At 53.1% G+C, this 25,559-nt stretch carries 23 protein-coding genes; 12 read left to right on the plus strand and 11 right to left on the minus strand.

Going from position 1 to position 25,559, the window contains the following annotated elements; genetic code table 11:
- Positions 1-172: 172 nt before the first annotated feature.
- Positions 173-2,110 carry an acetate--CoA ligase gene (gene acs / locus NHM04_RS14095; RefSeq protein ID WP_254264403.1) on the plus strand — a complete coding sequence of 646 codons (1,938 nt, stop codon included), beginning with the start codon at positions 173-175 and terminating at the stop codon, positions 2,108-2,110.
- A gap of 22 nt (positions 2,111-2,132) precedes the next feature.
- Here the strand turns inward: acs and NHM04_RS14100 are convergent, their stop codons facing one another.
- The gene (locus tag NHM04_RS14100; RefSeq protein ID WP_254264404.1) at positions 2,133-3,017 is read right to left on the minus strand and encodes a diguanylate cyclase; all 885 of its coding nucleotides are present in this window, start codon (positions 3,015-3,017) and stop codon (positions 2,133-2,135) included.
- 122 nt (positions 3,018-3,139) lie between these two features.
- Here NHM04_RS14100 and smrA point away from each other — a divergent pair, with 122 nt between their 5' ends.
- From smrA to NHM04_RS14120, 4 genes are all read left to right on the plus strand, one after another.
- Positions 3,140-3,718, plus strand: coding sequence for a DNA endonuclease SmrA (smrA, locus tag NHM04_RS14105; protein WP_254264405.1), 579 nt, complete (start codon positions 3,140-3,142; stop codon positions 3,716-3,718).
- Between the two features lie 333 nt (positions 3,719-4,051).
- Positions 4,052-5,236 carry an efflux RND transporter periplasmic adaptor subunit gene (locus NHM04_RS14110; protein ID WP_254264406.1) on the plus strand — a complete coding sequence of 395 codons (1,185 nt, stop codon included), beginning with the start codon at positions 4,052-4,054 and terminating at the stop codon, positions 5,234-5,236.
- Positions 5,236-8,370, plus strand: a complete 3,135-nt coding sequence (locus NHM04_RS14115; protein ID WP_254264407.1) for an efflux RND transporter permease subunit — start codon at positions 5,236-5,238, stop codon at positions 8,368-8,370. The genes NHM04_RS14110 and NHM04_RS14115 overlap by 1 nt, the downstream gene beginning before the upstream one ends.
- Positions 8,371-8,504: 134 nt before the next feature.
- Positions 8,505-8,708 carry a DUF1418 family protein gene (locus tag NHM04_RS14120; protein WP_254264408.1) on the plus strand — a complete coding sequence of 68 codons (204 nt, stop codon included), beginning with the start codon at positions 8,505-8,507 and terminating at the stop codon, positions 8,706-8,708.
- Between the two features lie 162 nt (positions 8,709-8,870).
- Here NHM04_RS14120 and NHM04_RS14125 read toward each other — a convergent pair whose 3' ends face one another.
- The 6 genes from NHM04_RS14125 to NHM04_RS14150 all read right to left on the minus strand — a co-directional run bounded on the left by NHM04_RS14125 (position 8,871) and on the right by NHM04_RS14150 (position 13,455).
- Positions 8,871-9,158, minus strand: coding sequence for a helix-turn-helix domain-containing protein (locus NHM04_RS14125; protein WP_254264409.1), 288 nt, complete (start codon positions 9,156-9,158; stop codon positions 8,871-8,873).
- Positions 9,145-10,479, minus strand: coding sequence for a type II toxin-antitoxin system HipA family toxin (locus tag NHM04_RS14130; protein ID WP_254264410.1), 1,335 nt, complete (start codon positions 10,477-10,479; stop codon positions 9,145-9,147). The genes NHM04_RS14125 and NHM04_RS14130 overlap by 14 nt, the downstream gene beginning before the upstream one ends.
- 366 nt (positions 10,480-10,845) lie before the next feature.
- Positions 10,846-11,757: a bile acid:sodium symporter family protein gene (locus NHM04_RS14135; RefSeq protein WP_254264411.1), complete on the minus strand. Its 912-nt coding sequence runs from the start codon at positions 11,755-11,757 to the stop codon at positions 10,846-10,848.
- A gap of 112 nt (positions 11,758-11,869) precedes the next feature.
- Positions 11,870-12,445, minus strand: a complete 576-nt coding sequence (locus tag NHM04_RS14140; RefSeq protein ID WP_254264412.1) for a YdeI family protein — start codon at positions 12,443-12,445, stop codon at positions 11,870-11,872.
- A gap of 102 nt (positions 12,446-12,547) precedes the next feature.
- Positions 12,548-13,012: a GNAT family N-acetyltransferase gene (locus NHM04_RS14145; protein WP_254264413.1), complete on the minus strand. Its 465-nt coding sequence runs from the start codon at positions 13,010-13,012 to the stop codon at positions 12,548-12,550.
- A 92-nt stretch (positions 13,013-13,104) separates the two neighbouring features.
- A complete protein-coding gene (locus tag NHM04_RS14150; protein ID WP_254264414.1) occupies positions 13,105-13,455 on the minus strand; it encodes a helix-turn-helix domain-containing protein in 351 nt (116 codons plus the stop codon).
- 138 nt (positions 13,456-13,593) lie between these two features.
- On the opposite strand from NHM04_RS14150, the gene NHM04_RS14155 reads away from it, so the two are divergent.
- Both NHM04_RS14155 and NHM04_RS14160 read left to right on the plus strand, forming a co-directional pair.
- The gene (locus NHM04_RS14155; RefSeq protein ID WP_254264415.1) at positions 13,594-14,178 is read left to right on the plus strand and encodes an NAD(P)H-dependent oxidoreductase; all 585 of its coding nucleotides are present in this window, start codon (positions 13,594-13,596) and stop codon (positions 14,176-14,178) included.
- An 8-nt stretch (positions 14,179-14,186) separates the two neighbouring features.
- Positions 14,187-14,720: a peroxiredoxin-like family protein gene (locus NHM04_RS14160; protein WP_254264416.1), complete on the plus strand. Its 534-nt coding sequence runs from the start codon at positions 14,187-14,189 to the stop codon at positions 14,718-14,720.
- 711 nt (positions 14,721-15,431) lie between these two features.
- Here the strand turns inward: NHM04_RS14160 and NHM04_RS14165 are convergent.
- From NHM04_RS14165 to NHM04_RS14175, 3 genes are all read right to left on the minus strand, one after another.
- Positions 15,432-15,860 carry a DUF3429 domain-containing protein gene (locus tag NHM04_RS14165; RefSeq protein WP_254264417.1) on the minus strand — a complete coding sequence of 143 codons (429 nt, stop codon included), beginning with the start codon at positions 15,858-15,860 and terminating at the stop codon, positions 15,432-15,434.
- Positions 15,861-16,064: 204 nt separating this feature from the next.
- The gene (locus tag NHM04_RS14170) at positions 16,065-16,346 is read right to left on the minus strand and encodes a peptidylprolyl isomerase (RefSeq protein ID WP_254264418.1); all 282 of its coding nucleotides are present in this window, start codon (positions 16,344-16,346) and stop codon (positions 16,065-16,067) included.
- Between the two features lie 102 nt (positions 16,347-16,448).
- Entirely contained in the window at positions 16,449-16,664 is a 216-nt protein-coding gene (locus NHM04_RS14175) for a dodecin (RefSeq protein ID WP_254264419.1), read from the minus strand.
- A gap of 319 nt (positions 16,665-16,983) precedes the next feature.
- On the opposite strand from NHM04_RS14175, the gene NHM04_RS14180 reads away from it, so the two are divergent.
- The 4 genes from NHM04_RS14180 to NHM04_RS14195 all read left to right on the plus strand — a co-directional run bounded on the left by NHM04_RS14180 (position 16,984) and on the right by NHM04_RS14195 (position 23,496).
- The gene (locus NHM04_RS14180) at positions 16,984-18,408 is read left to right on the plus strand and encodes a GTPase domain-containing protein (protein WP_254264420.1); all 1,425 of its coding nucleotides are present in this window, start codon (positions 16,984-16,986) and stop codon (positions 18,406-18,408) included.
- 239 nt (positions 18,409-18,647) lie between these two features.
- Positions 18,648-19,076, plus strand: a complete 429-nt coding sequence (locus NHM04_RS14185; protein ID WP_254264421.1) for a hypothetical protein — start codon at positions 18,648-18,650, stop codon at positions 19,074-19,076.
- Positions 19,077-19,673: 597 nt separating this feature from the next.
- Positions 19,674-21,500 (plus strand): glycosyl hydrolase, encoded by a 1,827-nt coding sequence (locus tag NHM04_RS14190; RefSeq protein WP_254264422.1) that lies wholly within the window; start codon positions 19,674-19,676, stop codon positions 21,498-21,500.
- A gap of 364 nt (positions 21,501-21,864) precedes the next feature.
- Positions 21,865-23,496 (plus strand): methyl-accepting chemotaxis protein, encoded by a 1,632-nt coding sequence (locus tag NHM04_RS14195; protein ID WP_254264423.1) that lies wholly within the window; start codon positions 21,865-21,867, stop codon positions 23,494-23,496.
- Positions 23,497-23,518: 22 nt separating this feature from the next.
- Here NHM04_RS14195 and NHM04_RS14200 read toward each other — a convergent pair whose 3' ends face one another.
- On the minus strand, positions 23,519-24,571 hold the full coding sequence (locus tag NHM04_RS14200) for an aldo/keto reductase (RefSeq protein ID WP_254264424.1): 1,053 nt from the start codon (positions 24,569-24,571) through the stop codon (positions 23,519-23,521).
- A 241-nt stretch (positions 24,572-24,812) separates the two neighbouring features.
- Between NHM04_RS14200 and NHM04_RS14205 the strand changes: the two genes are divergently transcribed.
- Positions 24,813-25,544 carry a sulfite exporter TauE/SafE family protein gene (locus NHM04_RS14205; protein ID WP_254264425.1) on the plus strand — a complete coding sequence of 244 codons (732 nt, stop codon included), beginning with the start codon at positions 24,813-24,815 and terminating at the stop codon, positions 25,542-25,544.
- Positions 25,545-25,559: the final 15 nt, after the last annotated feature.

A 25,559-nucleotide genomic window follows, 5' to 3' on the forward strand; every position in this document is an offset into this window, starting at 1 on the left:
GTGCGCCGGAGTGTTTGAGTGAGTTTTAAGTTTTGCAATTCTGTGTGTTTTGACAACGTTGTCTCTGGCGCTGACGGTAATCCGCTGTTAAGCTTGGTCAGTTCATAATATCGGCCCAGCCCCGCCGACGGCGGGCGGCACAATAACAGACAAATCAGCGCGGAGATTATGTATGACCGAGCAGCACATTTACCCGGTACCCGAGGCAATCAAACAGAGCGCCGCTATCGATGCCGAGACCTATCAAAGCCTCTACCGTCAGTCGGTAGAATCACCCGACGCCTTCTGGGCCGCCCAGGCCGAGACCTTTTTAGATTGGAAAGAAAAGTGGCATACCGTCAGTGAAAGTGACCTGAAAAAAGGTGAAGTGGCCTGGTTTGTAGGCGGTAAGCTGAATGTCAGTGTTAACTGTATCGACCGTCACCTTGAAGCGCGCGGCGACCAAACTGCGATTATCTGGGAAGGTGACGACCCGTCTGAAGATCAGCTGATTACTTACCGCGAATTACACGAAGAAGTTTGCCGCTTGGCGAATGTGCTGCGCGATCGCGGTGTTAAAAAAGGTGATCGGGTTTGTCTGTATATGCCCATGATTCCCGAGGCCTGCTACGCCATGCTGGCCTGCGCCCGTATTGGCGCGGTGCACTCGGTCGTGTTTGGTGGTTTCTCGCCCGACGCGCTGAAAGATCGCATTCAAGATGCCGACTGCCAAGTGGTGATTACCGCCGATGAAGGTGTACGCGGCGGCCGCAAAATTCCCCTCAAAGCCAACACTGATAAAGCGCTGGCTGCATGTCCCGGGGTGCATACTTGCCTAGTGGTAAAACGCACGGCGGGTGATATCGAGTGGCACGAGTCGCGCGATGTCTGGTATCGCGACGCCGTAGAGGCGACCAACCCCGAGTGCGAGCCCGAGTGGATGGATTCGGAAGATCCGCTGTTTATTCTCTACACCTCAGGCTCAACCGGTAAACCCAAGGGCGTGTTGCATACCACCGGCGGTTATTTGCTGCAGGCGGCGATGACCCACAAGTATGTGTTTGACCTGCAAGAGGGCGATGTTTACTGGTGCACCGCCGATGTCGGTTGGGTTACGGGCCACAGCTATATTGTTTACGGCCCCCTGGCCAATGGCGCTACCAGCTTAATGTTTGAAGGCGTGCCTACCTATCCGGATGCGGCGCGCTGCTGGGAGGTGGTCGACAAACACGGGGTGAACAGCTTTTACACCGCGCCAACAGCCGTACGAGCCTTGATGGGCGCGGGCGATGATTTTGTCAAACGCACTTCGCGCAAATCTTTGCGCATTCTGGGCAGTGTGGGCGAGCCCATCAACCCCGAAGCCTGGGAGTGGTACTACAAAGTTGTGGGCGATGAGCGCTGCCCGATTATGGATACCTGGTGGCAGACCGAAACCGGCGCTCATATGATGACCCCGTTACCGGGCGCTACCGACCTTAAGCCGGGCTCGTGCACCAAGCCATTTTTTGGTGTACAGCCGGTGCTGCTGGATGCCGAAGGTAATGAAATTGAAGGCGCGGGCGAAGGCAGCCTGGCGATTAAGGCCAGCTGGCCCAGCCAGATTCGCACAGTGTATGGCGACCACCAGCGCTGCATTGATACGTACTACTCAACCTACCCCGGCTATTACTTTACCGGTGACGGCGCGCGCCGCGACCAAGATGGCTACTTCTGGATTACCGGCCGTGTCGACGATGTGCTGAACGTCTCTGGGCACCGTATGGGGACCGCCGAGGTTGAAAGCGCGTTAGTGCTGCACGAACAGGTGGCCGAAGCGGCTGTGGTGGGTTACCCCCATGATATTAAGGGCCAGGGCATCTACGCCTATGTCACGCCAATGAGCGGTGTGGAGCCCAGTGATGAGCTGAAAAAAGAGCTAATTTCACTGTGTGTACAAGAGATTGGCGCTATTGCCAAGCCGGATATTATTCAGTGGGCACCGGGTTTACCGAAAACCCGATCGGGTAAGATTATGCGGCGTATTTTGCGTAAAATTGCCGCTAATGAGTTGGATACTCTGGGTGATACTTCAACCCTGGCGGACCCTGCGGTGGTGGATGATTTAATCGATAACCGAGAAAATCGTTAAGCCTTTTCGCTATCACTAAAAATCAGGCGGCTCTGCTCAGGGCCGCCTCGTTACCATTCACCAAATCATCCAGTGACGTTGTTTCCGATGACTGCTGAATGTCCCACTTAACCCGAACCGATAGTTGTTTTTCTTCCGGATGCGATAGCGTCACCGTTGCCATCATGCTCTGTAAGCGTTTGGCAATCGGCTCGGCGTCGCTGGCCTGCATATTAGGTACAAACAGCGCCAATTTACGCCCGCCGATGCGGCAGGCAATATCTTGCTCGCGAGTATTGTTCAGTAGCACGCGGCCTAGCTCGCTGAGCACCGCATCGCCGTGTTGCAGGCTATAGCGTGTGTTTATCTCCGGTAAATCAGTAATGGCGAAGGTAATCAGTGCGCAAGTCTCGCCGTTCGCCTGGCAGGTGCTCAGCAGCTCAGAACAGCTGGAGTAAAAATAGCGCCGGTTAAACAGTTGGGTCGTCTGGTCGCGGGTAGACAAACTGTGTTCAATTTTTCGGTAGCTACCCAACAGCAACCGACTCAGCCGGTAGGCTTTAATAATTCGGTAGGCGCCTAATACCAGCAGTATCAGGCCTGTGGGCCTTAACACTTTAATTGCGCTTTCCATTGGCGGCGGCATAGTAAACAACAGGTTGCGAAGCAGATCGTGCCAGCTGCTCAGAAATAACAGCGCGCTGGCTAATACCAACACCACCGCCAGGGATCTTTTTATGGGAGCAAAGCAGAAAATAGCGAGTAATAAGAAGCTGGCGGCGGTTAAAGCCAAATCGCACACCATGAAAAATACGTTAAGTTGGGTTACGGGCCTGATATCGCCACTGGCAAAACCGGCAGCCGTCCAAACCAGGCAAGCCAGCAGGGCACTGAGTAAGGTGAGCATCGCCTGAGAGAAGTGACTCATGGTATTCCCTTGCTCTGATTGTTGTTTACACGGGTTCTGACAGCATAGTCCAAAACCGGCGTGATGCTAGTTCCAAAATCCGGCATAATACATCGTCAAATGTAGTGTATAGATGTAGAGCCATGAGTGACAAAGACCAGGACATTTTCCTGCAGGAAATGAGCGATGTGCGTCCCATACGCGCCGACAAAAAAGTCGCCCTGGAAAAAACCAAACCCAGCACCCAGACTTTGGCTAAGCGCCGTCAAGCCGCTACTGCCACCACGGCCAAAGACACCAATTTTCTTAGTGCCGAGCATATCGACCCGGTAAAGCCGCTGGATATTCTGGAGTTTAAGCGCGATGGTGTGCAGCACGGGGTGTATAAAAACCTGCGCCTGGGCAAATACAGCATCGACGCCCGGTTGGACTTGCACCGCATGACCGTCGAGCAAGCCCGCACTTCGCTTTATCAGTTTGTGCAAGACTGCATGAACCACGATATTCGCTGCGCCCTTATTACCCACGGTAAAGGTGAAGGCCGCGAACATCCCGCCCTGTTAAAAAGCTGCGTCGCCAACTGGTTGCCACAGTTTGACGATGTGCTGGCCTTTCATTCCGCGCAAAAACATCACGGCGCCAGTGGTGCCACTTACATATTGCTAAAAAAGAGCGAGCAAAAGCGGCAAGAGAATTGGGAGAAGCACTCGCGGCGGAAATAGTCGCGTAGCGGTAAAGCGCGCGTCGGGGCTGATAATACTGAACGCTGAACGTCTGAGTCCTAAGGGGGCGAGGGTGGTGCGCTGGTGCGGTGGCCCTTAAGCTGATATTGTATGATAAATAAGGGTTGCCTATTCGCAAACCCATAATAATGGTAAGAATACCTTAAGCGAGCGTGTCGCTTACACCTCGCTAATCCACATCAATGAGATCATGCCTATCCCTGCCACTGTGTTGGGGTTGCGCACTGACATGTCTTATTGTCATCGGTATGCCTTGGGGCGCCGTATCATTCGCTGAAAAACAATATTGAACCGATCAGCCGGAGACTTTGCATGAATCACAATAACGAGACTCAGCCCGCCATGCCATTAAAGAAAATGCTGTGGGGGTGCGCGGTGGTTATCGCGATCGCGTTGGGAGCCTCTTATTTAATTCACAATAGCGAACCTGTTGCCCAGCGCGAGGGCGCCACTAAGCGCACCGCCATGTTGGTGGATGTTATGCCAGTTGAGCGCGGTACTTACCGCCCCGTGATTGTCACTATGGGTTCCGTATCGCCCTCGCAAGAGGTCACCCTACAGCCTCAGGTGAGCGGCCGAATAGCTTCGCGGGCGGATAACTTCCGCCCGGGCGCCTTTGTGGAAAAAGATCAGCTGCTGCTCACCATTGATCCGGCGGACTATGAAATTGAATTGGCCGCGCGCCAAAGCGCCCTGGCCCAGGCCGAAGCCGCCTTGAATATCGAGCAGGGCGAACAGGTAGTCGCCGAGCAGGAATATCGCCAGCTGGGGCGCGATTTGCCCGCGATGCAAGAGGCCCTAATGCTGCGCCAGCCCCAGCTGGCGGCGGCCGAGGCCGAGCGGCAATCGGCAAAAGCCCAGGTGGATAGAGCGGCGTTGGATTTACAGCGCACCCGACTGATGGCGCCCTTTGATGCGCAGATAGTCTCGCGCGCGGTTAACGTGGGCTCGCAGGTGGCGCCGGGCAATGCCCTGGCGCGGCTGGTCGGCACGGAAAGTTATTGGGTGATCGCCACCATCCCCCTGTCTAAAATGCCTCACATTGATTCGGTAAAAGATTTAAGTGTTGAGCTGCGCGATCGTTCCGCCTGGCCCGAGGGTGAGACCCGCGAGGGCAAGGTTCTCTCGCTGGTGGGCGAGCTGGACGAGCAATCGCGTATGTTGCGGTTATTGATTGAGGTGGACGACCCGCTGGCGCGCACCGAGGCTCACGCCGACAAAATGCCGCTGGTGCTGGGTAGCTATGTGGAGAGCCGCATAACCGCCGAGCCACTGCAAAATGTGGTGCGTTTAGAGCGCCAATACTTGCGCAAAAACGACACCGCCTGGGTGTATGAAGACGGCAAGCTGTCTATCCGCTCGCTGGATATAGCCTTTATGGATGCCGAACACGTTTATGTTCGCCAGGGGCTTGCCAGTGGTGACCGCGTGGTGACTACCAGTCTGGCGCGTATCAGCGACGGCGCTGCTCTGCGTTTGAGTGAAGGGGAGCAGTAATGAGCGATAACCAAGCGACCCATACGCGCTCCCAGGGGCCCATAGAATGGATGGCGCGCAACGCCATCGCCGCCAACCTGTTAATGATTATCTTGTTGGCGGGCGGCCTTTACATGGCGCTGACCATGCAAAAAGAGGTGTTCCCCGAGTTTGAAATCGATGTGGTGGAGGTGACCGTCTCCTACCCGGGCGCCTCGCCGGAAGAAGTAGAGCAGGGCATTTTGCAGCCCATTGAAAGCTCGGTACGCGGCGTTCAGGGCATTCAAGAAATGACCTCCGAGGCCCGCGAAGGCTGGGGCATGGTCAGCCTTGAGCTGGTGGCTGGCGCCGACCGCATGAAAGCCTTTCAGGAAGTTGACCAGGCGGTGAACCGTGTGCGCACCTTCCCCGACGATGCCGAAGACCCCGAAGTGCGTATTCGCGACAACTCCCGTGAAGTGATGGAGGTGGGCCTTTACGGCGATATCGACATCTGGAGTCTGCGCAAGCTGGCGGAAAATTTGCGCGACCGCTTACTCACCGAGCCCGAAATTACCCAGGTGGACCTGGGTTGGGTGCCGGGCTACCTCACTCACGTAGAAATCCCCCGCGAGCAACTGCGCCGCTATAACCTGACCTTGGGCGAAGTCGCGCAAATGATTGAGTCATCGGGGCGCGATGTGCCAGCCGGTTCGGTGGAAACCGACCGGGGTGAAATTCTGCTGCGCATGAATGAGCGCAAACAATGGGCCGAAGAGTTTGCCACTATTCCTGTGGTAACGACTCCCGCCGGTGCAATCGTCACCCTGGGTGATATTGCCGAGATACGCGATGGCTTTGAAGAGACCGGGTTTCACTCGCAGTTTAATCGCCAGCCGTCGGTCGAGGTGAATATTTTTAGGGTGGGTAATCAGTCACCCCTGGACATTTCAGCCGCCGTCGAGCGAGTGCTTAAAGAGCTGGACACCACCTTGCCCGAGGGCGTTCACCACCGCATTGACAGCAACAGCGCCGAAGATTTTAGTGACCGTTTAAACCTGCTGTTAAGCAATGGCGGCCTGGCGATTTTAATTGTATTAACCATTCTCACCATATTTCTCGAGCTGCGACTCGCCTTCTGGATCATGATGGGTATGACCATCTCCTTTGTGGGCGGCATACTGTTTTTGCCCGCGCTTGGGGTCAGCATCAACATGATTTCCATGTTCGCCTTTTTGGTGGTGCTGGGTATTGTGGTGGACGATGCCATCGTCGTAGGCGAAAACATTTACGAGTACCGACAGCGCGGCTACAGTCATTTGCAGGCTGCCATTAGCGGTGCCAAAGATATTGCCTCGCCGGTGACCTTTACCATCTTAACCACCGTGGTCGCGTTTATTCCGGTAATGTTTATTCCCGGCACTACCGGCAAATTCTGGTGGCCTTTCCCCGTCGTGGTGATTATTGTCCTGCTTATCTCGCTGGTCGAGGCTTTATTCATTCTGCCCGCCCACCTGGCCGAAAGTGGCAAAGGCCGCAAAAGCAAACTGGAAAACTACGCCCACGACCGTCAGCAAGCCCTGGCCAACAAGTTCAATGCCTTTGTGCAAAACCGCTATCGACCTTTTGTAGAAAAATGCATTCGGGTTCGCTACTTCACCATCAGCGTGGTGGTGTCAGCATTGATTATCGCCGGCGCCTATGGCACCAGCGACCATATGGGCACAGTGATGATGCCCCGGGTAGCGGCCGATGAAATCGAAGCGGGTGTTCGTCTGCCGGTCGGTACCACCCTGGAGCAGGCTGCCGTGGTGGCCAATGCCATCACCGAACAGACCCACGAGATGTTTGAAAAGCACGACCTGTACAAGGCGGCCGAAGGGATTAAAACCAATGTGCGCGGTAAAAGCTTTATCGATGTGGAAATTGTTATGCTGCCGCCAGATGAACGCGACATTGGCTCGCGCGAAGTGATCGAACTGTGGCGCAACGAAATCGGCGATATTGAAGGCGTGGATCAAATCACCTTCGAGGCCGAGCGCGGCCCCGGCGGCTGGCGCGACGACTTAAGTGTGGACTTGAGCCATACCGACACCGAACTCTTGGCCGAAGCCAGCCAGGTCTTTAAGGCGCGCATGGAAGAGTTTGCCAACACCCGTAACGTGAATGACAACTACAACAAAGGCAAACTGCAATACAACTTTTCCCTGCGCCCCGAGGGCGAGTTGCTGGGCCTGACGCCTTCCGAAGTAGGCCGACAAGTGCGCGACTCCTTTTACGGCGCCGTGGCCATGCGCCAGCTGCGTGGCATTAACGAAATTGAAGTGCGCGTCAAACTGCCCCTGGAGGAGCGCCGCCAACAGCACACTCTGGATAATTTGCTGATTCGCACTCCCGATGGGGTAGAAGTGCCCCTGTACGACGTGGCCGATCCGCATCTGGCCGAAGCGTTTAGCTCGCTCAGCCGACGCAACGGCCGCCGGGTGATTAACGTGGGTATGGATGTGCACCCGCAAAGCGCGCTTAACCAGGTATCGGCGGCAATGAAACAGCAAGTGCTGCCCCAGCTGCGTGCCGAATATCCGGGCCTAACCTGGACATTTCGCGGCAGCGACGCGGAAATGCGCGAATCCACCCAAGTGCTCTGGGGCGGATTCGGCATGGCCATGTTCGTGATCTACTCGTTACTCGCCATTGCCTTTCGCAGCTACTTACAGCCGCTCATTGTCATGGTGGCAATACCCTTCGGCATTATCGGCGTGGTGATTGGCCACCTGGCCCTTGGGTACGACCTATCACTGGTGAGCCTGATGGGTATTGTGGCACTGTCCGGCGTAGTGGTGAACGGCTCGTTAATTCTGGTCGATCATGCCAACAAAACCCGCGACGAATACGACAGCGCCTACCAGGCGATCTGCGATGCCAGTGTGCGGCGTTTCCGGCCTATTTTTCTCACCACACTCACCACCTTCGGCGGGCTTTCGCCCATTATTATGGAAACCTCCCGCCAGGCGGCGCAGCTGATTCCCATGGCGATCTCGCTCGGTTTCGGGATTGTCTTTGCCAGCGCCATTGTGCTGATTGTCGTGCCCTGTTTCTTTATGGTGCTGGATGATTTGAAGCGGTGGCAGGCGAAGTCGAATGGTGGGGCAGAGAGTCGGATGTCGGACGTCTGATGTTGGACGGGACAAGAGGTGGGGAACGGTTTACGGCTAACGGGCGGTAGGCCGCCTCACCTTGCAAAGTAAGCCGAGCAACGGCTATTCTGCGACGCAAAATAATCGTAGGAAAACCACAAAAAGGAAAGTTTATGAAACTACCCATTCACCTGGCCGTACTGGATTTTTTTGCCTGCATTTTAATTGGCCTGGGCATGGCCATGCACTTTGCTAATATCGATTTTCTGCCCGAATCAATGCGTTTTGAAAAAGACGGCTTGGTGTTTATCGTCGTGGGAATCGCGCTTATGTTGCCAGCGGTGCTTTATATATTGCGTGGATTGCGGAAGAGATAAATGATTTAAGGGGAACGGATAACGGTTGGCGGGTGCACAGTCGGACGTCGGACGACTGATGTCCGATGCTAATTAAAGACAGAAGAAAGCCACTTGCGAAAGAAAATAAACGAGCAAAATTCCGTTCCCCGTTCCCCGTTCCCCGTTCCCCGTTCCTCGTCCCTACAACCGCTTTTGCACCAATCCCGCCTCTAACCCAAAAGCCTTACAGCAGCGATTAATAGTACTCAGGCGCGGGTCGCCCTGATTGTTTTCAAGCTGTGATAGGGCCTTGCGCGACACTTTGGCGACTTTTTCGCCGTACTCTGTTTGTGTCATCCCCAGTAATTCGCGCATGGTGCGAATGGCTTCGCCGATGCTGATATCACCGTGGTTAATTCGCTCCAACAAGGCGTTGCGCCCCTGAATAAAAGATTCCTGTTCCGGGGCCACGAGTTTATTCTTGGGCATGTAACAAGTCCTCAATCAGTTGGCACTGCTTTTTTATAGAGTGTTCACGCATTTGAATAATGTCTTCGTCCAGGCCTTGCTCGCGAGCAGTAGCGCTAAACGCTTTTAGAGCAGCAAGCCAGCGCGCAAAGGCTGCGCACATTTTGCCAGTGCTTACCTGGGGGTAGTGCGTCCTCACGTAGTGAAATACCCCGTCCCAATTCGGCTGACCCGCAGTTTCCAAGGGTGTTTGCCAGCGACATACACGCGGAATCATTTCCGGGTCTAAAAACATAGGGGCGAAGTCGAACAAAGGCGACAGCCGCGTAGAGCCGTCCTCTAATTTGAGCAAGGCACTGTTGCGTGCGTGATTATCTTTATTGCCCAGCGCGATGTTGGCGACGTCGCGTCCAATAAACTCAATAATGTCTTGTTCGGGGTCATCGCTAAAGTTGGCCACTGCTGCAAGCAGCTGTTCTTGTGGAGGGCTTGCGCCAAAATCGGCAATGCCCGCTGCGCTGCACAGGCTTTCCTGGCCGCGCCGTATAACAGTATTGTTTGCTACAACGCGATCAAAGCGCGGAATAAACAAGGCATTATTTTTATAATCTAGGGCTTCACCTACGTTAAGCCCTAGGGCACGAGCAAGCTCCAGATATGCTCCCTCGTTGCTGAGTACTTGCCGGTCACGCTCGCTGTGACCGCGGGGGAACTTAACCAGCCAGTGCTTTTGCACCTGGGCGTCATCAATGGCGCCTTCAGCGTGCCAGCGATCATTGTGGTCCTGCACCAGTAAAAACTTGGGGGCCTCCCCTTGAACATCCGAAGCGCTGGCGGTCAGTGCGCCGTGGGCAAAGGCGTACTCAATAAAGTGCTCGCCTCGCTCGACAATTTCCGCTCGACTAAACCCCGGGTGTTGCTCGCCGGAGTAGGGCATGCCCTGTCCGTCAGGCGCGACAATATCGCGCCGATTTTTGACTGCCTCGCGCACGCGTAAATTACCCGGCGGCGCTCCGGCCCCATGCATAAGCAAAGTCCAGTCTGCCGATAGGCCGTCATTTAAGTCGTGTTTGTCGATAAGGTGGCGGCGGCCGGCCCCGGTAGGTAGCAAATCCAAAACAAAGGCAGGCCAATGTGGGTAGGTATAGTTGCCAAAGCTGATCGGAAGCTGGCAACTGACCGCCCGCCAATCGGGAGACTCCTGCAGGTGGTTGCCCGCGTAGGTTACGTGGTAGTCAAAGTGCCCACGCCCGTAAATACCGCGCTCCGGGTCATCCACTTGCAAAATGCCCGCTAAGTGCCACCGCCCGCTATGGTGTACTTCAATATGCGCCTTAGCCACAAAACCTCCTTTTGAGTTTGCCACCTATAATATGCATAAAAATACAAAAGTCCATTATATGAGTAATTAACAACTCATATAATGCGTGGGATGGCAAGGTATGACTCTTTTAAGATGCATGCTTTTGGTCGTGGGGGCGGTAGGTGAGGGTGAGACAGCATGTTGTTCTATCGCCGGTTTAATCAGGGGGCATTGAGTAGACGGGGTTGAGTGTCACACCCGATGTAAGACAATCGTCTGTTCTGCGTTCTGCGTTCTGCGTTCTGCGTTCTGCGTTCTGCGTTCTGCGTTCTGCGTTCTGCGTTCTGCGTTCTGCGTTCACCGTTTTTTGTACCTCCGACATCAGTCGTCAGACATCAGACGCTTCTATCTCCTCTTTTTCCACCAACTCGCCAAAACCGACCCGGACACATTGTGCCAAACCGAAAACAGTGCCCCCGGCAGGGCCGCTGTGGCGGTAAAAAACTGTTGCGCCAGGGCCACGGCCAGCCCCGAGTTTTGCATGCCTACTTCAATAGCAATGGTGCGACAGGTGGGCTCGTCAAAGAGCAGTGCGCGGGCCAGCCAGTAACCGCCGAGCAAGCCAACGCCGTTGTGCAGCACGACGGCCAGCAACACCAATGCCCCGATACTCGCCAGCCGTCCGGCGTTCAGCGCCACCACAATGGCAATAATCAGCGCAATTAATGCGACGGCAATACTGGCCAGCATCGGCTCAAGCCGTTTTATTGTTTTGGCGATGAAGTGATGTAACGCTACGCCCAGCAGCACAGGCGCCACGACAATTTTGGCAATGCTTGCCAGCATACCCAGGGTATTAATTTCAACGGTGTTCTTTAGCAGCAGCCAGGTAATAAACGGGGTTAACACCACCGAGGCCAAAGTGGACGCGAGGGTCATAGACACCGACAGCGCCACGCGGCCCCCGGCCAGCCAGGCAATCACGTTGGATGCCGTGCCGCCTGCCGCCGAACCCACCAACACCATGCCGGTGGTCAGCTCCGCGCTTAAACCTAAAAGCCGCGAGACCGCGAGCGCGGCTAAAGGCATTACCGTAAACTGCAAAGCAAGCCCCAGCAATATCGGCCTTGGCGTGCGAACCACACGCGCAAAATCCGCCGCCGATAACGTCAGCCCCATCGCAAACATCACCAGCGCCAGCAGCCAGGCAATGCCGGGTGCCATCGGGGTGAAGGTGGCGGGGAGCAAGTAACCCAGCGTTCCCAGCAAAATGGCCCAAAGGGGGAATAGACGGTTGAACTGGTGGAATGGCTGCATTTTTATGTCTATATAGGAGGAAGAATTTAACATGCTGCTTGAGCTTTTCGGGGCTTGGCATCGCTATAACTGGCAGTGGCTAGGTTAGTCGCGTGTTAATGCCGACAACTACTTAGTTGGGCTGCTCTTGTTGGGTAAGCATTGTCATGTACTTGGTAAATCGCTTTTGTCTGGTTTCGGATTTCTTGGCGCTGGTTAGGCCGTGCGCAATAACATACCGAGTTGATTTATTGAGCGTGGCATAAAACTGCTTTGCGTTTGGTTGGTTTTCTAATGCCGCTAAGAAATCTTCGGGCACGGTCATCTCGCTGACCACATAAGCGTTATCCCAGCGCCCATCGGCTTTTGCTGCGCGAACGTGCGCTAGCCCGGGATCCTCCATTCGGCCTTCTTTTATCAGGCGTTCAACATGCTCCGTGTTCCTTTTAGACCAATTGCTTCGTGGTGTTCTGGGTGTGATGCGCTGAAGATAGACCTGATCATCCAGCGATTTCTTAACTCCGTCAATCCAACCCCAGCATAGAGTTTCAATAACAACATCATTCCAGGTGACGCTTTGAACCCCTGTGCCTTTCTTAAATATCTTTACCCACAACTCGCTTTCAGTTGCGTGATTAACCTTGAGCCATTGCCGGAGCGTTTTGGACGTTGGAAAGGACATGATCTTTTGTGGGTCAGGTTTGGGCATCAGGTAAAGCTCTGTTGTGGGTAACCTTCGTAAGTCAAAGCGAGTTGTGGTGAGTCTAGGTGCTGTCGAACCCTAGGGAATTGGCCTGAACCACATCATTTTCTAAGTTTTAAGTTCTAGCTGGAACCTTAGCTTCAGCTCGTTACCTCGATCTAAGTAGGTGCCGACAACTCGCATTCCTGTCTTTAAGTTTACTAACTGCATCGGCAGGTTGTCGTTAGCAGTGGTGGTCTCAAGATAACGATACCCCTTCTCCTTGACTTTATTTTGCAAAGCGAGTGCAAGTTCGGTGGCTATTCCACGGCACTGGTAATCTTTATGCACACCACCAATCCAGCTTTCAAAATATCCCAGCCTAGGGCTAAAGCCTATCTTGCAGCCCACTAACAGATCCTTCTCGTAGGCATAAATACCTATAATGTCAGATCTGTTTCTAAGTGAGTGCTCAATCACGTTTTCATTAAAGTCGCCGAAGCTACGGAAGAGGCTTTCGATGCTTTCCATTTTCGCGGGGTAACCTTCGGCGATTTGTATGTTCATTTTTAAGTCTATATTTAACGCCTGCATTTGTGGCTGGTTTGGAGCCTAGCGGAAAACCAGTCCGACAACATGCGTTTGTTAGCTGATGATTCAGACTTACTCAAAACCACTTTTTCGATTTACGTTTTTATATCATTCTCTTCAGACCATATTCTTAAATCGTCAAGAATTCTCAGGGCGCTTCTCCCAAAGTCCGTTAATTCATAGGTAACCGCTACTGGGCGGTCATTAATAACCTTGCGTAGTACCATACCGTTAGCTTCCAACTCTTTTAAACGTTGATCAATCATCTTCTTGCTGGCGCCACCGAGCATTCGAGCAAGATCGTTGAAGCGGACAGGCGAATCCTTTAAGTGATAAATAATTGAGCCTGTCCATTTACCGCCAATGAGTCTCATTCCTCTCTCGATGGCGCAAGGCTCGGTGCAAGCATTGAGTGCCGTCTTTCGGCCTTTACCGTCGATTTTCACAATACTCTCCATCTTTCACACTCCACGAGAACCAGGTTACTAAAAGTATACTAGTTGATTTATGGGAAAAGATTACCATAATAAACCGGTAAATCAAGTTTAGACCCCGTTTTCAAAGAGCACGAGAGAGGTTCACCTATGAGTAATGTTTTAATCATTAATGCACACCACGAATATCCGTTCTCCAAGGGTGAGTTAAACAGGTCGCTTGTCCTTTTGGCTCAGCAACTAATCGAGGCAAAAGGCCATGTCGTGAGGCTGGTGACAGTAGACGATGGGTGGAATGTGGAGGAAGAGCTTAAAAATCATCGATGGGCAGACATTATTCTTCTTCAATCCCCTATTAACTGGATGGGAGTTCCATGGACATTTAAAAAATACATGGATGAGGTCTATACAGCAGGTATGGACGGTACTTTATGCAACGGCGATGGGCGGACCAGAGAGCAGCCTCGCAGTAACTATGGCGCCGGGGGTACCTTAGCTGACAAAAAATACATGATTTCGCTTACATTTAACGCCCCAATGGAAGCTTTTGATAATAGTAATGAATACTTATTTCAAGGCAAAAGCGTGGACGATCTAATATTTCCTATGCACATGAATTTTCGATTTTTTGCTATGGAGGCAATGGAAACTTTTGCTTGCTTCGACGTGATGAAGAACGCGACGATAGAAAACGATTTTAAGCGCTTTGAAGACCATATAAACAAGCATTTTTAGGAGAAATTATGTATACAAAAAAACTGCATGCGGGAGCCAAATTTCCCGAGGTTAAAGCCACATTACTAAACGGTGAAAAAATTCTTCTTTCGCGCCCAAACGGCGATAAAGATTGGAAGCTTGTGCTTGTGTATAGAGGAAGACATTGCCCGCTATGTACGAAGTATCTTAATGAACTGGAGCAACACATCCAATCTTTATACGACGCCGGCGTTGACGTTGTAGCAGTATCAGGCGACAGCAAAGAGCAACTAGAGAGCCACCTGGAAAAGCTGGATGTAAGCTTCCCAATGGTATATGGTTTAACTCAGGAGCAAATGCAAGAGATGGGTTTGTATATTTCCACTCCTCGGTCCGAGAAAGAGACAGATCACAACTTCTCAGAGCCGGGGCTGTTTGTTATCAACCAGGACGGCAATATTCAGGTGGTCGATATTTCAAATAATCCATTCGTAAGGCCAAGCTTATCTGAATTTATCTCAGGTATTAATTGGATTCGAAACCCAGAAAACAACTACCCTATTCGTGGAACCTTTAGGTAAAAACTCGGAATCTTGGAGCAGCTAACAGCTAATTCATTAGCATGGTCATATCTAGACGTTATGTCTAAATCTAGCCATTTTTTCTACATGTACACATGTCTATATCTGACCAACGTTAACGTTATTCTATAAAGCTTGTATCTATATCCGTACATTTCTCTGCGGCGCCCTCGATGATACGGCTTTGAATGCCCATGCTTATCGCTGAGTTGCGTGGCATTTAACCAGAGCTTTAGTTGTGGGCTCCAGCGAGCGCCGTGGGCTTTGAGGTTTTGCCGTAGTTCAGTTTCTTTATACTCGCATTGTAATGCCACAACTTCCTTGCGGTGCTGGGATAGTTGCTGGTTGGTCGAAAGGGGTAGGGAGTGCTTTTGGCGTTGGTCTACCACGATTTCGATAGTAGTCAGTGTGGTTTGATTGCCCCCGTCGCGGTAGCGTACAGCCACGAGTTGTTCGCCCCATTCATGTAAAAAGCGACGGGCGCCGGCTGAGTCGTGTCGAATGGTTTTTATAACGCGCACTCGCTTGCCTCTTCCTTGTGTTTTTAATTGTTGGGCGCCCCTCTCGGCGATTCTTTTGTTATAGGTGCTGGGGCAATCAAAAGCGTTTTTTGCTTTGCCGCAATCGCTTGGTCGATTGGCAACTCGGCTGTCGGTCGTGCTGGTCGTAGGCTAAATCGCCTTTATTGATGTATCTGGGGTCGTGGCTAACTCAGGCCGTGACGAATACGGCGATAACCGATGCCAGGCAGGCTACCACAATGAATGTCAGCCTGGTGCGAAGCCATTGGTAGCCGGCTTCTTGCCGAACCCACACCCGCTCGCAGGCCCAGCAGGCGATGAAGCCTAGCGTTAGCCCCGCCAGCGCGAGTAACGGCCAGCCGGTTACGGCGTAATACAGTGCGGCCCAGCCACTGAGTGCGAGGGCATTGCTGGCGATTAATGCCCCGGCACGCGAGCCTGTCTCGCTCTGTACCTGGCCCCACAGGCTGCCCGCCATAAAGCTAAGGATGATGGCGCCATAACTGATAAGCCCCAGCACCGCCGTGTGACGATAGTCGGGTAGGGCGCATGCGAGTGCGAGACCGATAAAGGGAATTAAGCCCGCATAACCGAGCAGGTTTCTAAGTGTTTGGTTCATGGTGCCTCCTAACGCGTTTTACGCAGTCGGCGGGAGGATGGATGTATGGCTGTGGGATTAGCGCTATTTGAGCCACAGGTCGTGGGTATGGGTGGCTTTTGCGGGAGTCAGAAATATTTGTGGAATTGCGCTGGGCGCAGAGGAGGGGCAGAGCTCCGGTGGGCCACCGCGTTGTCGGTGCCACCGGTCGCTGAGCAAATGCGTTTAGTCTTGACGCTCGGTTACTTCCAGCAGGTGATAACCAAACTGGGTTTTTACCGGGCCCTGCACTTCATTAAGCGGTGCGCTGAATACGACTTTGTCGAATTCCGGTACCATTTGGCCGGGGCGGAATGAGCCTAAGTCACCGCCGTTACGGCCCGAGGGGCATTTGGAGTGGTCTTGCGCCAGTTTGGCGAAATCTTCCCCGCCTTGGATTTGGGCTTTCAGTTCGTTACAGGTGTCTTCGCTTTCCACCAGAATGTGGCGTGCGGATGCTTGGGCCATGGTAGTGTCTCTCTCAGTGTTAATGGCTTTGAGTGTTAACGGTTTTCGGAGTTAACGATTGAGGCGCGTAAGATAATGGGTTTTGCACCTCAAATCCAGGTATCAACTGCCCTCGATGCGAAAACCGATTTTCAGGCCAACCTGGTAATGGCCGACTTTGCCGTCGACAATATGGCCGCGGGTTTCGGTCACTTCAAACCATTCCATATGACTCACGCTTTTGCTGCATTCGGCCAGCGCGTTTTCGATGGCCTCTTCAATGCTGTTGGGTGATGAGCCGACAATTTCGAGCTTTTTGTAGGTGTGATGGTTGGACATGTAAACCTCCTTGCTGGAGTAAGAGTGTATGTTCAGTTAAACAGAAGTCCGGCCCGATGAAAAGGCGAGCGACTCGAGTAGAGTTCGTTGTGAGTTTTACTTTGGTTCAGTGCTATGGCAACGTCAATGCGCTGACTATTAACCTGGCAATTAAACAGATCGTCCCCATCTGTTTATTTGTCGTCCTTAAAGACGTTCGAGTGACATAGTAATGTCGGTTTTTAAGGGCTCGCATTCACTTCGCAATTTTGATTGCCGAATTAATAGGTGTGAGAGAACCTTTGGCTTCGAGTTATCCGAAAACGCGAGACACAACGCCATGAAAGACCTGATTCGCCAGTTTGGTCGTCTGCGCCTATTGGCGCTGGTGTTAGCTTTCTTGCCGTTTGCCGCACTGCCTTTGGCGGGCATCGTCTGGCTTTGGCAAAGCGGCCATATGTTGGATTGGCTGTTGTTACTGGCCGTGTGCGCCGGTGTCGCCATGTTACTGCAGTGGTGGCTGGCGTCGCAGGATAAACGCCAGACGCTTGAATCGCGCACCCAGCCAGATGGCAATTGGTCATCTACTGCCGAAGGCGCCTGGGCGCAGGTTGAGGCGCTGGCCGAAAGTGCTGCCCCCACCGAATACCCGCTAAACGACAGCGGCGCTTTACTGCAGTTAGCGCAGAAGACGCTAGAGCGAGTCGCCGGGCATTTTCACCCCGAGAAAGAGCAACCCCTGCTGGCGTTAACCTTGCCTCACACCCTGTTGATTATCGAGCGGGCCAGCCGCGAGCTGCGCAAGGAAATTGTGCACACCTTACCCTTCAGCCACCGGCTTAGTTTGGGCAACCTGGTACAGGCGCGTCGCTTGCAGCAAACGGCGGCCCGTTATCACAATGCCTACCGGGTTGGGCGAGCGTTTCTCAGCCCCGCGACGGCGCTTTATAAAGAGTTTAGCCGTGCGGTGAGCGGGCAGATTCTGGATTATGGCAGCGAGCGGCTGCAGCGTTGGCTGCTGCAGGAGTATGTGCGCAAGGTCGGTTTTTACGCCATTGAATTGTACAGCGGCAATTTACTGCTAAGCGGCGAGCTAGTAGGCGCCGAGGGGCGCCCCCTGCAGGTGTTGGTGCTGGGTCCTGCGCAAAGCGGTAAAACCAGTGTGATTGAGGCGCTGGTGGGTGAGCAGGCACTGGTTGAACCGCCGACAAGCGATAACGGACTTAGCGAATACCGATTAACCTCGCCCGAATGGGGCGAGCTTGTGCTGTGGGATACCCCTGCCTGGAAAAGCCTGCCCAGGCGGCAGGCCCGGCGAGCCGTCGCCCAGGCCGATACCATTATTTGGGTGAGCAATGCCGAGCAAATGGATACCGACTACGAGGCTGAACAGCTTGCGCGGTTAAAGCGTTGGCTGGGTGAGCGTGCCGGGCAGCCCGAGCCGCCTTTGCTGGTGGCGCTGACCCGTTGCGAGCAAGAGGATGCAACAGAGCTTAAGCTGCGGGTGGCCGGTGCCCTGGCAGTCGCGCCCGAGCAGGTGGTTGCGCTAACCCTTGCTGAGCCTCTTGACGCTTATGCGCGCCAGCCTCTGCAGGCGGTTTTTGCGGCGAATATTTCCCAAGCGGTGCGCAGCCACTACTGGCGCTACCTGAACCGGCAGCGCCGGGAAGAAAACCGCGAAATCGCCGGACAGCAATTGCGCAATGCGGCGGGCAACGCCTGGCGCACCGCTCGCAGCGTATTTCGCCGCCGTAAAAAGCCATAAAGGCCAGCGCTTGCCCTTTGCTTCATCTCACTTTTTAAGCGGTAGACCAGCGCGCTTAATGTATTGTCGCTTTTATCATTTGCCACACTACCTGGCCCTTGTTCGCGATTTGCTTACTCTGTGTACTTGGGTAGCCGGCTTGTGCCGAGGCGGCGGTAATGTGGGTGTTTTTCTGTGATGTCGGCGGCGATGGTTTACGCTGAGAAGGTCTAGGGTGAATGTTTTTGCAGGAGCTAGCGGTGGCTCGATTTATCTTGCTTTGGTTTTGCGTTTTAAGTCTTACGTTAACATCTCCGTCCAGTCTGGCGTTTGAGTTAAGCAGTAAAGGCGAGGTGGTGTGGGTTGCGGATGGCGACTCGTTTCGCTTTCGCCCCGACAATGCGCTGATGTGGGTAAAGTTGAGAAAACAGGCATTAGCACGGGATAAGAATACCACCCACAGCATGCGGGTAGACGATCGCTTTGTACATGAGGATATGTCGTTTTTAGTGCGGGTGGGGAATGTCGATACCGCCGAATCGAACACGGCACGAGGAATCGAGGCCGAACGGTTTGCTCGCGCTAAGCTTGAGGGGGAAAGGGCACTCTGTACTGCTGGGGTATCGGCTATTACGGCCGGCCGATTTGTTCATTTTGGACGAATGACTGGGAATATGGTCGGCTTCTGATTGAGTTGGGTTATTCCGATTATGAAACCCGCTATGGAGAGCACCCGCTTTTTCATCACGATTACCTTAAAGCCGCAGCGCGCCCTTAGCTGTTTTCTTTTCTCTATGCTGTACTGGAAATTCTGTTGCGGCCACAATTTGTGACGCTTTTTATTATTTCTTTTGTCTGATTTTTATTGGGCGAAGCTGTCGTTTTTGGCCGTCTATTTTGTTGCTAAAAACGCCAAACAATTACACGCAATAAATTTGATAACGATAACTAACGATTTATACGCCCAGCTTCTTTGCTCTAGATCTCATTTCTGTATTTTCATTGATATGGCTTTTGTTGTTGTGATGAATTTCTCGGTGTTTTTATTCTGTTCGGCGAATGATGTGCGCGAGCTGAATGGTATCGGTTACACATTTTTGGCCAAAGTGGTGTGTTGTTCTTTGCCGATAAATTTACGGTTCTAGTTGAACTTTTTTCTCGGTTGTAAACCTGGAAAACCGTAATTAATAGCAGTGGGTTTTATTGTTTTTTTGCCTGCTGAGGATGTCCCGTTTAGCTCTGTTTCTGAGTTGTTTAACAATAATTTAAAGCAATGGAGTGAACCAATGATAGATATACGATTAAGGCCTGTTTTACCTGTGGCGTTTGCGGCAACATTTGCGTTGGCGGCCAGTGTCGCTCAGGCAAATACCGTTACCGGTATTAATCAAACATCTGCCACTTTGACCGTTCAGAATGACTGGGGTAGTGGTTATTGTGCATCGGTTTCAGTGGACAATGGCGGCAGCGCTGCTTTGAGCGAGTGGGAGGTGACACTGCAAACCAATAATTCGTCCATTAATAACTTATGGAACGGCAATTTAAGTGGCAGCCGTGTTACCAATATGAGTTATAACGGCCAGGTTGGTGCCGGCGGTAGTGCCTCTTTTGGTTTTTGTGCCACGGCCAATGCCACGGAGAACTATTTGCCTGAGCTGGTGGCGCTAGAGGTTAATGGTGGCGGTGGAAGCTCAAGCAGCTCTTCGTCCAGCAGTTCGTCATCCAGTAGTTCTTCAGAATCATCTTCGAGTTCGTCCTCTTCAAGTTCAGAGTCCTCGAGCTCAAGTTCAGAATCTTCCAGTTCATCCACCAGTTCGTCTTCCTCAAGCGCGGGCGATGTTATTCCAAACTCTGCCAGTAACGGTTGGCCTTACTGTCGCAATGCGGCGTCAGATCCAGATGGCGATGGCTGGGGTTGGGAGAACAGTTATTCGTGCATTGTGTATGAGTCGGCTGCCGACCCGGGCCCGGGTGATTTTCCTTACTGCCAGATAGGCGCTGAACAAATTACCTTGTGTTCTGCCGATAACGGCAGCTGGGGCAGTGAAAGCGGCGCAGTGTGTTTGTCGCAGAGCATGTGCCCGGGTATGGGGAGCAGTGAGCAAAGCGCCATGCGCGATTTGCCGGTAAACCCTAATGCCAGTGCCAGCACTGTGGCGGTTTACGATTATCTGCAGTCCATTTGGGGCAGTTATATGCTCTCGGGGCAGATGGATCAGACCTGGCAAGATGCGATTGATCAAACCCAGCGTGTGATTAACGATACCGGCCGCGCTCCGGCGATGATGGGCTACGACTTTATGAACTACGGTTTGTACTGGAACGGCATTTCCGGGCTGACCCAAACCGAAGAGGCCATCGAGTACTGGAACCAGGGCGGCCTGGTAAGTTTTACCTGGCACTGGCGCGATCCGAATGCGGCCGAGGGTGTTATTGGCGAGTTTTACACCGAAGACACCGACTTTGTCATTCCCGTTGTAAACGGCGAGCTGGACACCGCGAGTGAAAGCTTTGCCAACATCGAAGCGGATGTGGATATGATTGCCGCCGAACTACAGCGCTTGGAAGACGCCGGTGTGCCGGTGTTGTGGCGCCCGCTGCACGAGGCCTCGGGCGGTTGGTTCTGGTGGGGCCGCACTGATCGCGCCGACGATGTGCCCGCCGCCTACGCCCAGGTGGTGTTGTGGCGCTATTTGTACGAGCGCCTGACCAACCATTACGGCCTGGATAATCTGATTTGGGTGTGGAACGGTCAGGGCGGCGCCTGGTACCCCGGCGATGAGTATGTGGATATTGTCAGCCACGATATCTACGACGGCCAGCAAAACTACGAATCGCAGATTGATGTGTACGAGCTGACCGCCGCTTATCCTCACGAGGTGAAAATGGTCGCGCTGAGTGAAAACAGCAACATTCCCGACCCGGACCAAATGGCCGCCGATGGTGCCTGGTGGTTGTGGTTTATGGTTTGGAATGACGGTGATACCGCCGAGGGTGTGACCAGTTCCTCTAACTTCTGGACCGGTGAGTACTTTAATACCAACGCGCACAAGTCACATGTGTATAACCACGAGTGGGTGATTACCCTGGACGAGTTGCCGGACTTTCCCTAGGGGCAGAGTGCGTTGTTGTAATTAATCTGTATTGTAGGTGTAACAGAGAAAAGGGCGGATCAATCGATCCGCCCTTTTTTTGTTTTGTGTGGGTTTTTATATCTGCGTATTTTGCCGCCAATTTTCGCAAATTTTGACTAGACTGTTAAAGCGAAACCGGTTTGGAGTCGATAACTAGGGGTCGTTTATACCCCCTTAACAAGCGGCTGAATTTGCGTCGAAATTCTGCGTTAAAGGCACGTACTAAACCTTTGGCTTGTGGCGGCGCATTATAGCCGCCGGATGAGTTGAGAAATATTAGGCCCTGTGGTTGAAACAGGCGCTTTGACTTACAAAGATTGCAACTGCGAGGAGCTAAGTGCTCATGGGATTAAAAATTGGCTTGCGCCTGGCAATAGGGTTTGCCTTCGTCATTGTGTTAATGGTGTTACTGACGTTATTTTCTGTATGGAAAATGTCCAGTGTGGGCAGCGCCTTAACCACCATCAATGACATAAACAGCGTAAAGCAACGCTACGCAATTAACTTTCGCGGCAGTGTGCACGATCGCGCCATCTCGCTTCGCGATGTGGTGATGGTACCCAATGCCGCTGAGGTGGCAGAGGCGGTACAGGAAATCCGCAGCCTGAGTGCCGACTATGCCGATTCGGCGCAAAAGTTGGATGCGCTTTTAGCCAGTGAACAGCAAAACGATCCTGCGGAAATGGCAGCGCTGCAAAAAATCAAAAATATTGAGGCGCGAACCATACCGATTATTGAGAGGGTTATTGCTCTGCGCAATGGAGGGCAGCGCCAGGCGGCAACAGATACCATGCTGGCCGATGCCAAGCCCGCGTTTATCGAATGGTTAAAGCTAATTAACGAATTTATCGATTTGAAAGAGCGGCAAAATAACGTTATCACCCGTGAGACTCGCGAACTTACCTCGGGGTTTGCGCTGGTGAGTTGGTTAATTACTCTTGGCGCAATTGCCCTAGCGGTGGTAGCGGCAGTACTGATCGCGCGTTCTATCACCGCGCCGCTGCGCCGCGCGGTTACCGTTGCCCAGTCCATTGCTGCGGGAGATTTGAGCGAGCCTATTGTGGCCAGTGGTAAAGATGAAACCACCGAGGTGATGCGCTCGTTGGAGACTATGCGCCAATCATTGCGCACTACAGTGGGGGCGATTCGCGAATCGGCCGATCAGTTGAGCAGCTCATCGGGAAAAATTTCCGAAGTGACGGTGCGCGGTGCTGAGCTGGCTGACAAGCAAAATAATCAATTGCAGGACGCTTCGCGGGCAATCAGTGAAATGAGCGGCTCGGTTAACGAAGTAGCCGAAAACGCCGTGGCGACCTCGGCCGAATCCGAGGCGGCGCTGCGTTCCTCGCAGGACTCGTCCGAGCGGGTAGAGCACACGGTGAGTTCGCTGCGCACTATGCTGCAGCAAACGCAAAACACCTCCGAATTAATTCAGGCTTTGGCCGTTAAAAGCCAGGACATTGGTGAGGTGTTGAATGTTATTCGCGCGATTGCCGAGCAGACGAATTTACTCGCTCTGAATGCTGCCATCGAAGCGGCCCGCGCCGGGGATGCGGGCCGTGGTTTTGCGGTAGTGGCCGATGAAGTGCGCAACTTGGCCAGCAAAACTCAAGCGTCGACCCACTCGATTGAAGAGATGATCAGCGCGATTCAGGATAATGTGCAATCGGCGGTAGCCTCCATTGAAAGCTCTACGGCTCAGGGGCAAGCGACGAGCGAGCTGGCCAGCGAGGCAGTGCAGTCGCTCGACAGCGTAAAACAGGATATCCAGCAGATTGCCGGGCGCAACCATACCATTGCGTCGGCCGCCGAACAGCAGGCCCAGGTGGCCCGCGATATTGACGATGGTATTGCCAGCATACGCTCGCTGGCCCAGGAAGTAGATGCGGTGGCCGAAACCACCAGGCAAGAGGGCGAAACCCTGCAGTCACTGTCGTCGGTGCTGCTGGATAATATTCGTATCTTCCGCTTGTAGCAGCCGCTTAAGTTTCCGGGCCCTAAAAAGGTACCGGAAACTCTTTGTGCACCTCGGCAATATCCGCGAGAACAGAGTCGCTGAGGGTAATGGCAAAGGCATCAATGTCTTCTTTAAGTTGGTCCATGCTGGTGGCGCCGATAATCGTTGAGGTAACGCCATCGACTTGGTCGCACCAGGCGAGCGCTAATTGCGCGGGGGTTAATCCATGCTTTTGCGCCACATCACAATAAGCGCCTACGGCAGCATTGCTCTGTTCGGTATCGCGGAATAATCCATTGCGCTGCGCTTTACTCCAGCGGCTGCCTTCGGGGCGGGCACCGTTTAAATATTTACCCGTGAGGGCGCCGGCTGCTAGCGGCGACCAAGGTAAAAAAGCCACTTGTTGATGGACACAGTTTTCAATCAGGTAGGGCCAGTCTTTGCTGTGTAGCAAGTTAAATTCGTTTTGAATGGCCGTGACGCGGGTAAGCTTGTGTTGCTCGGCCAGGCGAACATACTCGTTGATGCCCCACGGGGTGTCATCCGATAAACCAAAATGGCGAATTTTGCCCGCTTGCACGCTTTCATCCAGCGCCTGCAAAATTTCCAGCATTTGCGCCGAGTGCGCCGCGGTGTCCACATCGGTAAAGTTAATGCGCCCCGGTGCGTGTTTACCAAAGTGTGGCGAGGTACGGTTGGGCCAGTGCAGCTGGTACAGATCGATATAGTCGGTTTGCAGTCGGGCGAGGGAATCGTCAATGGCTTTGAGGATGGCTTCGCCAGTAATATCACCGCCACCGCGAATGTATTTAAGTCCGTTTCCGGCGATTTTACTGGCGAGATAAAACTCGTCGCGCCTGCCCGGGTTGGCGGCAATCCAGTTGCCAATAATGGTTTCGGTAGTGCCGTAGGTGTCGGCCGTGGGGGGTACCGCGTACATTTCGGCGGTGTCGATAAAATTGATACCCCGCGCCAGCGCGTATTCAATTTGGGCGTTGGCATCGGCTTGATTGTTCTGTGTTCCCCAGGTCATGGTGCCCAGGCAAACCCGCGATACAGACAGCCCGCTGTGGCCCAGTGTGCTGTATTCCATAGGTGCTCTCCCGTTGGTAGGTTAACAGCCCTGTAGTATGGGGGCGGTTAAGATGAATCTCCATGGGGGGATAAGTGGTTTGGTTTTTGCTGCAGGCTGCGCACTAAGGGCGCTGATTTCGGCACTATGGCGCGAAAAACACAGAAAGTTTTGCAAAAAGGGTCGCCTGGGAGGCCATTCTACCGTTAAAATTGTATGACATATTGATAATGAGTTGTTGAGTTTCTCAGGAAGTACCCATTTGTCCGATATCAGTCTGCTGCAAATACTGCTCGCCAATCTGGCGCTGCTTGCTGGCTCCTGCCTGCAGGGCGTGGCCGGCTATGGTATCGGCACCTTATCGGCGCCCTTGCTGTTTTTGATCAGTCCGGCATTCTTGCCCGGTGTCGCTCTGATTAACGCGGTATTGCTTAACATTCTGATGCTTATTCGCAATCACCAGAGCCTTAGCTTTCGCCAGGTGCACTATGCGATAGGCGGCAATATTATTGGCACAGCTTTGGCAGCGCTAACACTTACGGTATTAAGTGCCCAGGGGTTCGATTTAGCCTTTGGAGTACTGATACTGCTGGCAGTGGGGATGAGTGTATTGGGCGTTAAGCCCCGTCTGACGGATCGCAACAGTATTTTTGCTGGCGGCGCCTCGGGTTATATGGGCACTATTACCGCTGTCGGTGGCCCCCCCATCGCCCTTATTTACCAAAACGAGACAGGCCCTTTGGTGCGCGCCAACCTGTCGGCGTTTTTTCTCTTTGCCAGCCTTGCCAGTGTGGTTGCTCTGGCGCCCGCCGGTTATATTGGCATGACAGAGCTTAAGCTCTTTCTGGCGACCTGCCCTGGTGTCTTTATCGGGTTTTGGTTGTCGGGGCATTTGGTACACCGTTTACCCTTTACCGCCTTGCGCCCTATTATTCTCTCTATTGCCGCCATTGCCGGTATCGCCGCTGTGATTCGCGGCATTGTGGCCCACTGATTTCTGTACTTTTCT

The organism is Gilvimarinus sp. DA14, from assembly GCF_024204685.1.
Classification (GTDB): domain Bacteria; phylum Pseudomonadota; class Gammaproteobacteria; order Pseudomonadales; family Cellvibrionaceae; genus Gilvimarinus.

Coding starts and splice junctions, on each gene's coding strand:
- NHM04_RS14120 (WP_254264408.1), top strand. CDS start 8,505: ATGAAACTACCCATTCACCTGGCCGTACTGGATTTTTTTGCCTGCATT.
- NHM04_RS14110 (WP_254264406.1), top strand. CDS start 4,052: ATGAATCACAATAACGAGACTCAGCCCGCCATGCCATTAAAGAAAATG.
- NHM04_RS14175 (WP_254264419.1), bottom strand. CDS start 16,664: ATGTCCAACCATCACACCTACAAAAAGCTCGAAATTGTCGGCTCATCA.
- smrA (WP_254264405.1), top strand. CDS start 3,140: ATGAGTGACAAAGACCAGGACATTTTCCTGCAGGAAATGAGCGATGTG.
- acs (WP_254264403.1), top strand. CDS start 173: ATGACCGAGCAGCACATTTACCCGGTACCCGAGGCAATCAAACAGAGC.
- NHM04_RS14155 (WP_254264415.1), top strand. CDS start 13,594: ATGAGTAATGTTTTAATCATTAATGCACACCACGAATATCCGTTCTCC.
- NHM04_RS14200 (WP_254264424.1), bottom strand. CDS start 24,571: ATGGAATACAGCACACTGGGCCACAGCGGGCTGTCTGTATCGCGGGTT.
- NHM04_RS14165 (WP_254264417.1), bottom strand. CDS start 15,860: ATGAACCAAACACTTAGAAACCTGCTCGGTTATGCGGGCTTAATTCCC.
- NHM04_RS14100 (WP_254264404.1), bottom strand. CDS start 3,017: ATGAGTCACTTCTCTCAGGCGATGCTCACCTTACTCAGTGCCCTGCTG.
- NHM04_RS14115 (WP_254264407.1), top strand. CDS start 5,236: ATGAGCGATAACCAAGCGACCCATACGCGCTCCCAGGGGCCCATAGAA.
- NHM04_RS14170 (WP_254264418.1), bottom strand. CDS start 16,346: ATGGCCCAAGCATCCGCACGCCACATTCTGGTGGAAAGCGAAGACACC.
- NHM04_RS14190 (WP_254264422.1), top strand. CDS start 19,674: ATGATAGATATACGATTAAGGCCTGTTTTACCTGTGGCGTTTGCGGCA.
- NHM04_RS14160 (WP_254264416.1), top strand. CDS start 14,187: ATGTATACAAAAAAACTGCATGCGGGAGCCAAATTTCCCGAGGTTAAA.
- NHM04_RS14140 (WP_254264412.1), bottom strand. CDS start 12,445: ATGCCCAAACCTGACCCACAAAAGATCATGTCCTTTCCAACGTCCAAA.
- NHM04_RS14145 (WP_254264413.1), bottom strand. CDS start 13,012: ATGCAGGCGTTAAATATAGACTTAAAAATGAACATACAAATCGCCGAA.
- NHM04_RS14180 (WP_254264420.1), top strand. CDS start 16,984: ATGAAAGACCTGATTCGCCAGTTTGGTCGTCTGCGCCTATTGGCGCTG.
- NHM04_RS14135 (WP_254264411.1), bottom strand. CDS start 11,757: ATGCAGCCATTCCACCAGTTCAACCGTCTATTCCCCCTTTGGGCCATT.
- NHM04_RS14125 (WP_254264409.1), bottom strand. CDS start 9,158: ATGCCCAAGAATAAACTCGTGGCCCCGGAACAGGAATCTTTTATTCAG.
- NHM04_RS14195 (WP_254264423.1), top strand. CDS start 21,865: ATGGGATTAAAAATTGGCTTGCGCCTGGCAATAGGGTTTGCCTTCGTC.